Below are 14871 nucleotides of genomic sequence, written 5' to 3'. Positions count from 1 at the left end.
TCGGCAGCCTTGGAACCTCCAACCGATGCACCTCTCGTTTGTTCCACAAACAAAAAGGCAATCCCACGCAGCGCTCGCTGCCTGGGAGGAGCGGAACCGGGGCCTGTCGGTCTGCGGATGCCGTGGTCATGGCGTCTGTCCCTGCCAAAGCGGCAATCCGCTTTCTCTGGCGAAGTCTCTATCTTCCGCGTAGATGGGCTCGCCTCTTCTCGCCACCCGCCGAAGCAAATCCGCATCTTCGTCGGCATGATATCGGAAGGCGTTTCGGCTATCGTATCCATGCCCGGCCTGAGACAGGGAAAACCCGCTGACCACAACCGGAGCGAAGCCGGCGAAACGCGCAAGCATGACAGCGAAAGCCCCCGTGGAGATGTTCCGGTGCCAGCCGCGGGATACGTGAAATTTGCCGCTAAGCCGCCAGACGATGTTGGCAAGCTGCCACCTGGTAAGCGCCTGCAAGGTGTCGTAACGATAATCGAAGGTGCGACAGCCGGCTTTCAGCTTGTCCTCCACGTCCGGCCAAATCGGGACGATCAGATGCTTTGCCTGCCGCCCTTTTAGCAAGTCACGCTTGTAGAAGTCCTGCTCACCTTGGCCAACCAGAATGCCGCGACGCATCAGCGCCATATCAGGAGCGGCGAGGCCAAAGGTTTCCGCCAAAATCTGGGAAGCGTTGACGGTCACAAGCGCCCAACCGGCATCATGTCCGTACGGGAGGCGAAAATTCGGCGCCGATCCCATGACCAAGGCGGGACCCGTGAGCCTGGGCAAGCGGAGGATGGGCTTTGAGAGCACGGGCAAGAGATCCGAAAGCGGAGGTTTCATGCGGGGATCTGAACCGCATTTTCCTCAAACGCACGCAGAATGCTTTCTTCTCGGCTCCACAATTCGTCCCATTGTGTGGCGCCCGACCAACCGGCAAACCAGGGACCGCCGAGCGTGTAGTGCGCCAGCGACACCTCGGCGGGGTCGAGTTCGGAAGCCGACGCCCCTACGAGGTAGTTCCATGCCAGAGGCAACTCCCCGATCTCATGATCCTCGAGCCATTTGAAGGCGTGGAGGTCACGTCCGGGCCACGTATTAAGCATTTCGTTCGTCAGTCGTTTGTTGGCGGGATGATCTAGATTCCACAAAACGACCGACGACCAGTTCTTGCGCCGATAGAACGTCTGCGTTTGTCCGTCCATCTTGACGGCTTCAGACTCGCGTTGCCGGTGCTTAACCGCCATGATCGCGTAGGAAGGATCGACCAGGTCGAGCAGCTTGACGGGATCCTGCAGAAAAAGAACGTCACAATCGCAGAACATGGCCCAGCCGCCTTGCCGCATAAACGGAACGGCAAAGCGCGATATGGCAAACTCGGTCGCCATCGGTGCCTCGGAGATCGGGCACCAGAGCCTACCGTCACGTACCTCCATCGGTCGCTTCATGATTCCTTGGGCTTCAAGGTCTTTGAGCACCAGTGGGCGGATCTGCAACGGCGTGCTTGTCCGGCGGAAGGCGCTCCATCGCGCCACCTCGAGGACTCGGGCTTCGCGTGGGTCGTACCCGATGTAGATTGGCATCATAGTATAACTCTGCAATTGGAAGTGAGTTTGTCCGAATTATGTAAGGTTGCGCGGCTGGCGGTAGACCCCAGGTAAATGGATCAACCCGCCGCGATGGCGATCGTGCAAGGCCAGAGCGCCACAGTCGGGATATTGTTGCAGTCAGGCCGGAGTCAAGCAACCGTGAGCGACGGTACTTCGTTTGGCTCGACGGAACATTGGCCGGGCCGGCGGCCTAAATAAAGCGAACAGATGTTATCGCGCTCGCTAGCTCCTCTTCCGTGAATGGCTTGCTGAGAATCTTGATCTCGGGAGTGCCAGGGAGTTCGGCGTAGCCTGTTGCTACAATGACGGGGACGTTCGGCCACTTGTCTTTGATCGCATTCGACAGCTGTAGGCCAGTCATCTTCGGCATCGCGTGATCCGTTATAACGAGGTCGAACCGGTGCTCCTCCAACAGCGCAAGGGCGGCGGCCGCAGAATGCGCCTCCGCAACGGTATGGCCGAGATCCTCGAGCATCGCAGCGGTATTCAACAGGACCAGGGCGTCGTCATCCACCGCCAGAATTCGCAGAGACACCGCCTCGATGACTTCCTCGGTCAGAACATCCGGCCCGCGCGCGACTTCTGAGCTCGCGGTTGCGATCGGCAGCCATAGTTCCGCTGTGGTTCCGGTTCCCTTGGAGCTCTTGAGCACTAGGCACCCGCCCATTTGCTCTGTCATCCCATGCACCATGGACAGACCGAGACCCGTACCTTTGCCAACGCCTTTTGTGGTGAAGAACGGTTCCGTCGCCCGAGCCAGCGTTTCTTCGTCCATTCCTTCGCCACTGTCGGCTACCGAGAGGCAGACATAATGGCCGGGAGCCAAGCCAGCACCATTGCTTTCGCCGACCTGTTCCATCCGAGTGGAGATGACGATCGTTCCGCCGCCAGGCATCGCGTCCCTGGCGTTGACACACAGGTTGAGCAAGGCAAGTTCGATCTGACTTTCATCGATCATTACATGATCGAGCGAGAGCGGAAATTTCGTTTCTATGATCGCCCTTGAGCCAAGCGACCGCTCCAGCAATTCTCTCATTCCCTGGATTAGGCCAATTAGGTCGACAGGCTTTGGATTGAGTTGCTGCCGCCGGGCAAAAGCCAGCATGCGCTGCGTCAAGGACGCTCCCCGTCGCGCCCCGAGCACCGCGTTGTCGAGAAGACGCAGCAATTGTGGATCGTCGGGAAGTCGTTTGCGGAGCAGCTCGAGACTTCCCAGAATCGCCATCAGCAAATTGTTGAAATCGTGGGCGACGCCGCCCGTTAGCTTGCCGATCGCATCCATTTTTTGTGAATGGAAAAGGGCCTCACGGGCCTGGTCCAACGACTCCTGCGCCTTCTTTCGTTCGGTAATGTCGTGCGTGACCTTCGCGAAACCGAGGAGCTTCCCGTCCTCGTGCCGAATGGCGTCGATAACCACGTGGGACCAGAAGGCGGTTCCGTCCTTTCGTATTCGCCAGCCTTCGCGCTCAACCCGCCCTTCACGGGCGGCGATCTCCAAGGCGCTTTGCGGACTGCCCCGCTCACGGTCCTCGAGAGTATAGAATTGCGAAAAGTGTCTGCCGATTATTTCCTCTGCCGAATAACCCTTGATGCGTTCCGCACCCGCATTCCAGCTCGTGATTACGCCTTCGGGGTCGAGCGTGTAGATCGCGTAATCCGTCACGCCTTGGACCAGACGTTGAAACTGCTCCTGGCTTTGGCGCAGTTCTTCCTCGGTCTTCTTGCGTTCGGTAAGATCACGCGTGACTTTGGCGAAGCCCGTCAGATTGCCGCTTGGGTCGCGGATCGGAGCGATGACAACGTGAGCCCAAAAACGCGTCCCATCGCGGCGAACCCGCCAGCCTTCGCTCTCAAACTTGCCTTTTCGGACGGCTGTCTCCAAGGCCCGCGAGGGAAGCCCAGTTTCCCGATCCTCCTCAGTGTAGAAGCAAGAGAAATGCTGGCCGATGATCTCGCTCGCGGAATAGCCCTTGAACCGCTCGGCCCCTGCATTCCAACTCGTCACGGTTCCCGAGCGGTCCAGCATATAGATTGCATAGTCGGTAACGGCCTCTACGAGAACGCGGTAGCGATCCTCATCGGCTTGATTGAAGGTCCCGTGAATCATTCCCCCATCCAATCTATTTGCTAGCTCTGTGAAACCGCTGTCGTCCCGGATGGTTCCACGAGGAGCGGACGAAGTGGCGCGAAGGCATATGCGCTTGTGCGGCGCAGGCCGAGACTGCCGTGGCTTACAACGAGCTACTTGCCTGATAGAAGCGCGGCGACTACACAAACTATAATTCTATAATTTCAGATTGCTGTGGTCTGGCCGCTGGTCGGTCTGCCCCGGTTCACTTCGGACGACGGGCTCGCGATCCCGTTTGGAGACGAGAGCGTGATGGCCGAGCGAAAGAAGCAGCCCGTTGTAAGTTCCGGTATTGTCGGCCTGGACGAAATCCTCCGTGGTGGACTGCCCGCTTCGAATTTCTACATCGTTCAAGGCGATCCGGGGGCAGGCAAGACGACCGCGGCGCTGCAGTTTCTGCGCGCCGGGGTTGCGGCCGGCGAGCGCTGCATCTATGTCAGCCTTTCCCAAACCGCCGCAGAATTGCAAGCGATTGCGTCTTCACATGGCTGGACCCTGGATGGAATCCGTGTCGAGGAGCTCTCAGCTTCCGAGACAATAAGCGGCGCGGCCGATCAGACGATTTTCCAGACTGCCGACCTTCGCCTGGATGAGACGCGCAAGGCGATCGAACACGCGATCGAAGAACACAAACCACACAGGCTGGTCTATGACTCGCTCCTCGAAATCCGGCTGATTACCGGCGACACGCCGAGGTTCCGGCGCGAACTGATTGGCTTCAAGGCCTTCCTGGCCAAGCGGGGCATTGTGGCGGTTTTGCTCGACACCCAGACCAGCGGCGGCGATCACAATGGCGAGGAGATCGAGGGCATCGCCCACGGCGTCATCCGGCTCGATAAATCTCTGGAGGACTACGGTGCCGTGCGCCGGCGTATTGAGGTCAGCAAAATGCGGGGCGTACCGTTTGCCGATGGCTATCACGACATGGCCATTCGCGAGGGCGAAGGCGTTGTGGTGTTTCCCAGGCTCGTTCCCGGGTCGCCTCCCGACGTGAGCAAGCCGCAGTTGATCAAGTCAGGGGTCGACGCGCTCGACGAGATGTTCGGCGGCGGCCAGGAATCGGGCACGATAACGCTTGTGATTGGGCAGTCGGGGACTGGCAAGTCGACGATGTCGTCGCTTTACGCCACCGCAGCCCTTCAGCGGGGCGAAAGCGTTGCCCTGTTCCTGTTCGAGGAGCGGCTGGAGACTTTCTTTCGCCGGTCCGAGGGGTTGGGGATGGACCTTCGGCAGTTCTACAAGGATGGGCAACTCGTCATCTATGATTTTAGTCCGAACGAAATCTCGCCGGGGGAGTTCGGGCAGATCGTGCAGCAAGTCGTCAGCCGCAATAACACCCGCGTTGTGGTGATTGACAGCTTCACCGGCTATTTGAATTCTCTTCCCCACCGCGAAAAGGCGGTGCTGGACATTCAGTCTCTCCTGAAACATCTCGCGCGCGCGGACGTGCTGACCATGCTCATCGTCGCCCAGCACGGGTTGCTCGGACAGAATGTTGGGATCGACGTGGACGTCAGCTTCCTCGGAGACACCGTGCTTCTGCTGCGCATGTCCGAGCATGAAGGCCGCCTGAGGCGCAACATCACGGTCGTCAAAAAGCGCCACGGCCCGCACGATCTTGACGTCCGCGAACTGTTCATCGCGAGTTCCGGTGTTTCCGTCGTAGCCTATAATCCTCTGCCCGAGACGTGAGCGACGCCGAGCGCAACGGTTTGGGAACACTGGATTGGGTGCTCATTTTGGCGCCCTACCGCAAGGATGCTGCCTACACGGCATCGCTGCTGCAAGAACGTGGTCTACAGGCTCAAGCGGCGAGCCCTGAGGATTTAGAGGATCTGCTTGCACTATCCCCCGGAGTGCTGGTTGTCACCCATGAAGCCCTTGACCCGAAGGCTATCGCAACAGTTGGCGGTTTCCTTCAGGCCCAGCCGAATTGGTCGGAAATCCCAATAGTTGTTCTGCTGGACCGCGCGGCACAGCAGTCACGCATCCAGGCCACCCTGAGTGCTGCTTGGCCACGTTCACGGCAGATATTCTATCAGCGTCCCGTGGCCGCGCTTGAGCTGATAAGCGGGATCCAGTCGGCACTCCTCACCAGGGCACGACAGCGCGACGTGCGCGACTATCTCGAGCGGGAGACGGAACTGCGCCTTGAGCTCAATCATCGAGTGAAAAACATCCTGGCGACCGTGATATCCATTTTTGACATGACGCGTCGCGGGGCAACTTCGATGGACGGCCTCACCCAAGACTTCAAAGGGCGATTGCGGGCCCTGTCGAACGTTCATTCCGCAGTCTTCGATGCCGGAGGCGAGGCCGTAGCTTTAACGGAGGTCGTAAAATCGGTCCTCGCGCCATACATTGCCAAGGGACAAAGCGGCATCACAATTGAGGGACCTGAGGTGCTGCTTTCGCGCGATGCCGGCACAACGCTCGCCCTATGCCTACATGAACTCGCGACAAACGCAATCAAATATGGCGGCTTGTCTCAACCAGACGGCCGGATACGCCTGGAATGGAATATCGTGTCGAGTTCGGAACCAACGCTGACGTTGAGATGGACCGAAACAGGAGGACCGACGGTAGTCGAACCCTCGCGAGTAGGATATGGAACCCGCTATATGCGCGCCGCATTGAGCAGCCTCTTCGGAGAGGCTCCGGATCTCGTCTTCGCGACGGATGGGCTGCGTTTCTCGATTAGCGGCCTACTTTCCCGCCTAACACCGGAGACAACGGAATAGCGGAGCGGCGCATCCGCTCGTGACGGTTGTTGCTACATAATGCCGTCCATATGGCGTGACGGGATCATGCGGAACGATATGGGAAGATCACTGATTTTGGCCCACGAAAAACTCAATAAGGTCAGCGATCTTAACGCGCCCTCCGGGCCCACCATAGACTAAGTATTTGATTCTGTTATGTAATTATCGCCCTTTATCCAGAAGCGCACACCTAAACGTGCACCTGGAGCGGGCGATGTATCTATGGCGCAAAGACTCGGGATTCTTCTTCCAGATGCGAATCCCTGCCGGGCAGGTCGCAACCTTGGATCAACCCCTCTCCGGGTATGGCTCGGGGCACTGACAAAGCGCGAGACGCAGCGGCGGGCGACGACGCTCGCGGGGCTGAACGCTGGCATGGACAGGGAGACGCTGACACGCAGCCTGAAAGCCTTGGTGGCGGAGCTTGAAGGACTCCGGCGCGACGAGTTTTCGGCGGGGCTTGGGGGCTCGGTGCTCACAGTGCCGCGCGCATTGGTTCAAATCCTGGAGAGGGGCTGCCGCCGCCCCATGACATGAAGTGCCAAGACAACACCTTGGCTGGACCATCAAGCCGCCGGCACAAAAATCAGTATCGTCGGCCTATAATGTCATCAAGAGCTTCGATCCTTGAAGCGGTTCCAGAGATGCATGCGGTTCGCGACTTGCACGGCGACCGGATGGAACGGAACCGGTTTCATGTTGGTGACCGGCAAAGGCATCTGCTCGTCCCGGCGCCGGCCTGCCGCCCAGCGGCCGATTTCCTGGCCAAGTGACATTGCCAATGCCACGCCGCGGCCGGAATAGACGCCGCCAAACACGAGGCCGGGTGCCAGGCGATAGAGGCGAGGTCTGCGATCAGGCACCACGGCAAAGGTGCCATGCCAGTATTCCACGATCGGCGGTTCGCCGCCGAATGCGCGAAAAGCCTTGCCCAGCATGCTCGAGACCTTGGCGCGACCGCGGTCGGCCTCGTCGAACCAGAATGTATGCGTGCCGCCGCTCACCAGCCGGCCGTCGACGTCATAGTGGAAATAGCGGATGTCGTTGCGCATGTCGGACACCGCGGGGTTGCCGACAAGGATCTTGGCGCGCAGGCCTTCCGGCAGCGGGTTTGTCGCGGCCTGGAAAACCTTGAACGGCATCAGTGTTTTCTTCAGCCCAGCCCAGAGGTCGCCGGTAAGCGCATTCGTGGCAAGCACCACTTCTGGCGCCGTGACGCTTCCCGTTGCGGTGAAGACGCGCCAGCCGCCTTCCACCTTCTCGATGCGAGACGCCGCGGCGTTCTCGAAGATGGTCACGCCTTCGCGCTCAAGGGCGCCGGCAAGGCCAATGGTCATGGCGAACGGATTGATGTGGCCGGAATTGTGCACCATCCAGCCGCCGAGATAGGGGCTGCCGATACGCGCGCTGGCTTCGGCCCGGTCAAGCCAGGAGACATTGGCGCCGAAGGCTTTCCACTCTTCGTAGAACTGGCGCGCGCGGGCAAGCGTGGTGTCGGTGTGAGCGGGCTGGATCCAGCCTTCCTGAACCTGGTGGGCGTCTATGTTGAAGCGCTGCATCAGGCCGAAGGCGACGCCGGCCGCATCCGCAACCATGCGATTGTAGCGCTCACCGATCGTCTTGCCGTAGACTGCCTCGAACTCCGCCGGCGAGGCTTTGGAATGGTGAGAGATGACAAGGCCGTTGTTGCGGCCCGACGCTGCCGATCCGATCTCGTTGCTCTCAAGCAGGATGACATTGACGCCGCTGTCGTGCGCGCCGAGTGCCGCGGCCATGCCGGTGAAGCCGCCGCCGACCACCAGCACGTCCGTCTTCAGGTCGCCTTGCAGCGCCGGTGCGGCCGGGCGTCTGTTCGCGGTCTTGCGCCACAGATGCGGCGTCTTCCAGTCGACCTCAAACATGAAGGACGTTCTCGCTGGCGCCGCCGAGATAGTGTTCCCTCAGGGCCGAATGCGCGGCCATTTCCTGCGCCGGGCCATGCAGTTTCACCTTGCCGGTGTTGAGCAGGTAGGCGTAGTCGCCGCATTCGAGCGCCAGCTGAACGTTCTGCTCGACGAGCAGGATCGAAATGCCGTTGCGCGACAGGTCGAGGATGATGCGGAAGATCTGGTGAACGATCTTCGGGGCAAGGCCGAGAGACGGCTCGTCGAGCATCAGAAGCTTCGGCTCGGCCATAAGCGAGCGCCCGATCGCCAGCATCTGCTGCTGGCCGCCGGACATGCGGCTTGCCATGCCGTTGCGCCGTTCCTTGAGCACAGGAAACAGCTCGAACACCTCGGCGCGCAACGCCTCGAAACTCTTCCCGCCGCGACCGATATGGGCCGCGACCAAGTTTTCCTCCACCGTCAGGCGCTGGAAGATCTGGCGGCCTTCCGGGCAGTGGGTGATGCCGAGACGCACGACCTGTTCGGGGCGCATCCCGGTGATGTCGCGGCCCTCGAACGCGATGCTGCCAGCGGTGGGCCGCGCCACGCCGGAGATGGAATTGAGCAGCGTCGTCTTGCCGGCGCCGTTCGGACCCAGGATGACGACGATCTCGTGCCGATCGACGTCAATGCTGATGGCCTCAAGAACGCCGACGCGCCCGTATCCCGAGCTGAGCCCGGCGATCCTGAGCAGCGGCCCGGATGTCGTCGATGTCATTGGCGGTTCCCAGATAGGCGAGTTGGACGTCGGTGCTTGCCTGCACTTCGGAGGGCGTGCCCCGGAAGAGCAGCTTTCCGTGATGCATGACGATGATGCTGTCGCAGAGCGTCATGACGAGATCCATGTCGTGCTCGACGACGATCATGATCCGGTCGGGCGAACGCAACGCGGTGAGTTTTGCCGTCAGCTCCGCCGTCTCGTGGTGGTTCAATCCGGCGGCGGGCTCGTCGAGCAGCAGGACGCGCGGATTGGCGACCAAGGCGCGGGCGATCTCCAGCATGCGTTGTCGGCCATAGGGCAGGCCCCCGGCATCGACGTCGGCGTAGCCCTGAAGGTCAAAAAACCGTAGGATTTCCATGCATTTCTCACGCCGGCGCCGGCGCTGGGTGTTGGCATAGGGTGGCCAGATCACTTCCCTCCAGGCGGCCGCAACCTCGGCGGGATAGAAACAGACTTCAAGGTTCTCGATCGCCGACATCTGGTCGAAGAGGCGGATGTTCTGATAGGTGCGGGCAATTCCCGAATTGGCGATCTGGTATTTCTTGAGTTTGTCGAGACGCTTGCCGTCGAGCGTGATCGAGCCCGACGACACTGTGTAGGAACCAGCCGTCATGTTGATCAGCGTCGACTTGCCGGCGCCGTTCGGTCCGATCACGCCGTGGATCATGCCGGGAGCGAAGTCGGTCGACACGTCGTCGATGGCGACGACCTCGCCATACACCTTGCGAAGGCTCTGAAAGACCAGCGTCATTTTCCGAAAAGCCCTCGGATCAGTTTCTCCGGCCCGAAGCTGCGCGGCACGATGCCGGCCGGGCGCGCGATGATCAGCGAGATCATCAAAAGACCGAGGAAGAGGATGCGCCATTCGGCGAACTCGCGCAGCAGCTCCGGCAGCAGGATCAGGATTGCCGCGCCGGCGACGATGCCGAAGATGTTGCCGATGCCGCCGACCACGATCATCAGCACGATCAGCACCGATTCCTGCAGCGTGAAGCTTTCCGGGCTGACGAAACGCTGCGATGCGGCGAAGATCGCGCCGGCTATGGAACCGATCGTGGCCGAGGTGGCGAAAGCGGCAAGCTTGGCATTGGTGGTGTTGATGCCGATGCCGCGCGCGGCGTCCTGGTCCTCGCGGATCGCCGCCCACGCCTTGCCGAGGATGGAGCGCTCGAGCCGCCAGACCACGGTGCCGACGATGAGCACGGTGATCAGCAGCAGCCAGAAGAAGTCGATCGGCCGGGCAATCTGTATGCCGAGGATCGACGCCTTGTCCAGCCGGGCAATGCCTTGCGGCCCTCCGGTCAGCCAGTCGAGATTGTTGATGATGATGCGGATGATCTCGCCGAAGCCAAGTGTGACGATGGCCAGATAGTCGCCGCGCAATCGCAGCACCGGAATGCCGAGCAATATGCCGGTGACCGCACCCAGGCAGGCGGCGACGAGCAGGATGAGCAGGAACGGCATATGCAGGCCGAGCTGCGGGCTTGCCAGCAGCCCATAGCTGTAGGCGCCGACCGCGTAGAAGGCGACGAAGCCGAGATCCAGCAGCCCGGTATAGCCGATCACGATGTTCAGGCCAATGCCGAGCAGGATGTAGATCAGCAGGCTGTTGAGGACACGGATATGGTAGTTGGGCAGGAAGGGCGTGGTCATGATCAGCGCGATCGCGATGGCGAAGACGAGCCAGGAGATGGTCCGGTTCGCACGCGGCCGGGCCGCGGCGAGAGTGTCGGCGGCGGCCATCAGAATTCCCTCTTGTACACGATGCTTTCCTCGGAGACGGCCTCGCCAAGTATACCGGCAGGACGGACCAGAAGCACGAGTATGAGGATCGCAAAGGCGAGAACGTCGCGATACTCGGTGCCGAGCACGCCGTTTGTGACAATGGGCAGCAGCGCGGTTCCCCACACTTCGATGAAAGCCAGGATGAAGGCGCCGAGCATGGCGCCGGGGATTGAACCGATGCCGCCGAGGATGGCCGCGGTGAAGGCCTTCAGCCCGATGACGGCGCCCATGCTGGGCGACATGATGCCATAGTAACTGGAATAGAGGATGCCGCCGGCAGCGCCGAGAAGCGGCCCGACGAAGAACACCATCGAGATGGCGCCGTTGACGTTGATGCCAAGCAGTTGTGCGGTCGGTCGGCTTTCCGATACGGCGCGCACGATGATGCCGATACGGCTCCGGTTGACCAGGACATGCAGGCCGAACATCAGCACGAAGGCGGCGATCAGGATGCCGATCTGCATCAAGGTGATGGTGCCGCCCATCACCTGATACCGGACGACGGGGAAGAAGCTGGGAAAGGCGACCGGCTGTGGGCCGGCCAGGATCTGCACCCCGGTGACGAGCGACAATGAGACGCCGAGCGAGGACAGCATCGGCGCGAGCCGGGTGGAGCTTCTCAGCGGTTTGTAGGCGACCCTTTCGATGCCGACGCCAATGAGCCCGACGAGGAAGATCGCCACGAGAAAGGCCGCGGTCAGCGCCAGCGCGCCCGACATCCCGACATCGCCGACCAGCAGGCTGAGCGCCAGAAACGCTACATAGGCGCCGAGCATGAACATCTCGCCATGGGCGAAGTTGATCATGCGCAACACGCCGTAGACCATGGTGTAGCCGAGCGCGATCAGGGCGTAGATCGAGCCGATGGTCAGGGCATTTACCGTTTGTTGAATAAGATTTCCCAGCATGGGCCGGCGTCCTGTGCCTGCAACCCCATGGACCGGTCGAACCGGGAAGGGGAATGGTCGACGTGGCCGCCCGTACTTGCGGCAGGCACGCCCGTCAACAGGTGAAGGAGCCGCTTCGCGCGTAGCGATGCGGCTCCGGCGGTCTGGCTGCTATTTCGAACCGACGAGATGGAAGCCCGTTCCCTCCACCTTGTAGAGGTAGGATGGGGCGACTTTGAGTTCGCCGGTTTCGTCGAATTCCAGCTCGCCGACGACGGTCTTCGCCTTGACTGCATGCAATGCTGCGTTGAGGTCCTCACGCGTGAGGCCTTTCGTCGTTTTCAGCACCTGTTCCAAAATCTGGCCCTGTACATAGCCGTAGATCGAATACGGGCCGGCTTCCTCACCATACTTCGCCTTGTAGAGTTTGGCGAAATCGGCGATCTCGGGGGAGGCATCCATCGGCGGCACCTGGATCGCGACAAGCGTGCCCTGGATATTGGCTTCGCCCGCCTGTTTGATGAGGTCCGGCGTGTAGCCGCCGTCCGGCACCATTAGCACGGCGGCGATACCTTGCTCGTGCATCTGCTTGGCAAACAGCGCAAGCTGCGGCATGACGGCGCCGAGATAGATCGCATCGGGGTTCTTGGACTTGATCTGGGCCAGCACAGCGGTGAAGTCCACGTCGGACGGCGCCACGGCAATGGTATCGAGGACCTTGCCGCCGCCGGTTTCGAAGTTCTTGGCGAAGATTTCGGAAATGCCCTGGCCGAAGACCTGCTTGTCGTTGACGATCACGGCAGTCTTGGCGCCGAGCTTGCCCAGCGCATATTCGGCTGGCAACAATGCGCCGGCCAGATCGTTGGCCACCGGGCGCACCATGAACTTGTAGCCCTGCTTGGTGAGAGACGGATTGGAGCCGAAGGTCATGGTCGGCAGCGTGCAGTCTTCATAGATCGGCAGCGTCGACTGGGCGACGCCGGAATTGAAGTTCACCAGGCCAAGCACGACCTTGTCATTGTCGCAGAATTTCTGGGCGACGAGCGTTCCCTCGCGCGGGTCGGCCTTGTCGTCCTGCTGGTCATAGGCAATGGTGACGCCATTGACGCCGCCATCGGCGTTCAGCCTGTCGACGTAGAGCTTGAAGCCATTGTGCCAGGTGCTGCCGAAATAGGCCTGCGCGCCCGAGAGCGGCGCGGACATTCCGACGGTAATCTGCTCGGCCATGGCCGGCGCTGCAAAAAGCGAGGCGCCGAGAAGAAGTGTGGCGATAGATTTTTTCATCATGGTTCCCCTTAGCTGCTGACTACGACAGGGGGAGGCCGTTGCGGTCTTCTTCCCCGTGTAAGCCTATCGAAGCAGACAAAGAGATCGTCGTCAAGAAAGTGTCGACACTATTGCGTTCAATTTTGTGCTCAGATATCGATTATGCGTCGCGAGCCCTTCGGCGGCGCTTCAGATCGGCGCCGTTGCCGGGCGCGAACACCTTGAGCAAGGCGTCCTTGAGCGCCTGTTGCGTGGCGGAGACGGTCATTTCGATATGTTCGCGCAGCAGTTTCATGCCGTTTTCGGCATCCCGCTTGACGGCGGCATCGACGATGGCCGAATGGGAGGTGATCTGTGCCTTGTCATGCGAAGGATGTTCGATCTGGATGCGGCGGATGAAGCGGATGCGCGCATTGATGGAGCTGAGCTGGCCTACAAGTTCCGGATTTCCGGAGAGTTCGGCGATGAGCAGATGGAAGCCTTCGTCCTCGGCCAGGATGACATCCGGCGGCTGGTCCGGGTAGGCGTCGACGATCGCTTCCCAGTAGCTCCGCAGCCGGTCGATTTCGCTGTCGTCGGCGCGCTCGCACATCAGTTTGAAAGCAGCGCACTCGATGATCGAGCGGAACTCGTAGAGGTCGAGCAGGCCCTCGGTGCTGAGGCTCCTGACGAAAAAGCCGCGATTGGGCGTGAGCGAAACGAAACCCTCGGAGGCGAGCCGGTTCAGCGCCTCGCGGATCGGTGTGCGCGAAACGCCGAGGCTGCGCGAAAGCTGGACCTCATTGATGCGTTCCCCGGGCTTCAGCTTGAACTCGACCAGAAGCTTGCGGATGGTGTTGTAGGCGCGTTCGCTGCTGTCGGCTGCGCGGCGCGTTTCGGCCTCGTTGGCAAGGGACGGATCGCTATCGGCACTGGTATCGGCTCGTTCGGTCACGGCGATTCTCATCTGATTTGTATGCAGGCTGTGTCTACACTTTGTAGAGCGCCTTTCTTTCCCAAACTCGTCTGAATGGCAAGCAGCAGGTTCAAATCCGGGGGACAACAATGATTGTAGGCATTCTTGGTGTCGGGCATCTGGCAACGGCCATGCTGGCTGGTTTCCTGCGTTCCGGGCTCGATCCCGCAGCAATCGTGCTGTCGCCGCGCGGCAAGGCGGCGGCACTCTCCGCCCGGCACGGTTTTCGGCTGGCGATCGACAATCGCGATCTCGTCGAACAGTCCGATGTCGTCATTGTCGCCGTGCGGCCAGCGCATGCGCCGGACGCGGTCGCCGGCCTGCCATGGCGCACGGATCAAACAATGGTTTCGGTTTGCGCCGGCGTAGCGCTGTCGCGGTTTGCTGTCGCGCCTGCGCGCCCGGTGCGCGCCATGCCGTTCACGGCTTCCGAAATCTGTGCCAGTCCGACGATCTATTTCCCCGACATTGAGCAGGCGCGGGCGGTTCTCGACCGGCTCGGCCCCTCGATTGCGCTCCCCAGCGAAACGGACTTCGAGGTGGCGACGGTCAATGCAGCCGTCTATGGCTGGGTGCAGGATCTGATCCGCAAGACGGCGGAATGGTCGAGCACGCAAGGTCTCGATCCGGCAATCGGCCGCCGGCTGACGGCGATGACATTCGTGGCCGCAGGGCGGCTGATTGAGGAGAAAGACCAGCCGATGGATCAGATGCTCGAGGAGCTGGTGACACCGGGCGGCATCACCGAGCGGGGTCTGCAGGTGCTTTCGGCGCGCGGTGTGCCAGCCGCCTGGGAGGAGGCTTGCAGGGCCGTGCTCGACAAACTGACCGAGCCGGACTGAGGCGCGGC

General features: G+C 60.9%; 13 protein-coding genes. 3 read left to right on the top strand and 10 right to left on the bottom strand.

What is annotated here, in order from left to right; genetic code table 11:
* Window positions 1-126 precede the first annotated feature (126 nt).
* From LB519_RS17510 to LB519_RS17500, 3 genes are all read right to left on the bottom strand, one after another.
* Window positions 127-684, bottom strand: a complete 558-nt coding sequence (locus LB519_RS17510; RefSeq protein WP_224620715.1) for a hypothetical protein — start codon at window positions 682-684, stop codon at window positions 127-129.
* A 137-nt stretch (window positions 685-821) separates the two neighbouring features.
* Complete coding sequence (locus tag LB519_RS17505; protein WP_224620714.1) at window positions 822-1565, bottom strand: hypothetical protein; 744 nt, start codon at window positions 1563-1565, stop codon at window positions 822-824.
* Between the two features lie 217 nt (window positions 1566-1782).
* Window positions 1783-3699, bottom strand: a complete 1917-nt coding sequence (locus LB519_RS17500) for a PAS domain-containing sensor histidine kinase (RefSeq protein WP_224620713.1) — start codon at window positions 3697-3699, stop codon at window positions 1783-1785.
* Window positions 3700-3972: 273 nt separating this feature from the next.
* On the opposite strand from LB519_RS17500, the gene LB519_RS17495 reads away from it, so the two are divergent.
* Together LB519_RS17495 and LB519_RS17490 are read left to right on the top strand one after the other, a co-directional pair.
* Window positions 3973-5412, top strand: coding sequence for an ATPase domain-containing protein (locus LB519_RS17495; RefSeq protein WP_224620712.1), 1440 nt, complete (start codon window positions 3973-3975; stop codon window positions 5410-5412).
* Window positions 5409-6461, top strand: coding sequence for a sensor histidine kinase (locus tag LB519_RS17490; protein ID WP_224620711.1), 1053 nt, complete (start codon window positions 5409-5411; stop codon window positions 6459-6461). Before LB519_RS17495 ends, LB519_RS17490 begins: the two co-directional genes overlap by 4 nt.
* A gap of 632 nt (window positions 6462-7093) precedes the next feature.
* On the opposite strand, the gene LB519_RS17485 is transcribed toward LB519_RS17490, so the two are convergent.
* The 7 genes from LB519_RS17485 to LB519_RS17455 form a co-directional block, all read right to left on the bottom strand.
* Entirely contained in the window at window positions 7094-8383 is a 1290-nt protein-coding gene (locus LB519_RS17485) for an NAD(P)/FAD-dependent oxidoreductase (RefSeq protein ID WP_224620710.1), read from the bottom strand.
* Entirely contained in the window at window positions 8376-9125 is a 750-nt protein-coding gene (locus LB519_RS17480) for an ABC transporter ATP-binding protein (RefSeq protein WP_224620709.1), read from the bottom strand. Before LB519_RS17480 ends, LB519_RS17485 begins: the two co-directional genes overlap by 8 nt.
* A complete protein-coding gene (locus LB519_RS17475) occupies window positions 9049-9879 on the bottom strand; it encodes an ABC transporter ATP-binding protein (protein WP_224620708.1) in 831 nt (276 codons plus the stop codon). The genes LB519_RS17480 and LB519_RS17475 overlap by 77 nt, the downstream gene beginning before the upstream one ends.
* On the bottom strand, window positions 9876-10871 hold the full coding sequence (locus LB519_RS17470) for a branched-chain amino acid ABC transporter permease (RefSeq protein WP_224620707.1): 996 nt from the start codon (window positions 10869-10871) through the stop codon (window positions 9876-9878). The genes LB519_RS17475 and LB519_RS17470 overlap by 4 nt, the downstream gene beginning before the upstream one ends.
* Window positions 10871-11821 carry a branched-chain amino acid ABC transporter permease gene (locus tag LB519_RS17465; protein WP_224620706.1) on the bottom strand — a complete coding sequence of 317 codons (951 nt, stop codon included), beginning with the start codon at window positions 11819-11821 and terminating at the stop codon, window positions 10871-10873. The genes LB519_RS17470 and LB519_RS17465 overlap by 1 nt, the downstream gene beginning before the upstream one ends.
* A gap of 150 nt (window positions 11822-11971) precedes the next feature.
* Window positions 11972-13084 carry a branched-chain amino acid ABC transporter substrate-binding protein gene (locus LB519_RS17460; RefSeq protein ID WP_224620705.1) on the bottom strand — a complete coding sequence of 371 codons (1113 nt, stop codon included), beginning with the start codon at window positions 13082-13084 and terminating at the stop codon, window positions 11972-11974.
* 142 nt (window positions 13085-13226) lie between these two features.
* Window positions 13227-14000, bottom strand: coding sequence for a GntR family transcriptional regulator (locus LB519_RS17455; protein WP_224620704.1), 774 nt, complete (start codon window positions 13998-14000; stop codon window positions 13227-13229).
* Between the two features lie 110 nt (window positions 14001-14110).
* On the opposite strand from LB519_RS17455, the gene LB519_RS17450 reads away from it, so the two are divergent.
* Window positions 14111-14863, top strand: coding sequence for a pyrroline-5-carboxylate reductase family protein (locus tag LB519_RS17450; RefSeq protein WP_224620703.1), 753 nt, complete (start codon window positions 14111-14113; stop codon window positions 14861-14863).
* Window positions 14864-14871 lie beyond the last annotated feature (8 nt).

This window comes from Mesorhizobium sp. AD1-1, from assembly GCF_020164655.1.
In the GTDB taxonomy this organism is placed as follows: Bacteria; Pseudomonadota; Alphaproteobacteria; order Rhizobiales; family Rhizobiaceae; genus Mesorhizobium; species Mesorhizobium ciceri.
Note: the sequence above shows the minus strand (reverse complement) of the source record. Positions and strands in the feature narration are given on the sequence as shown.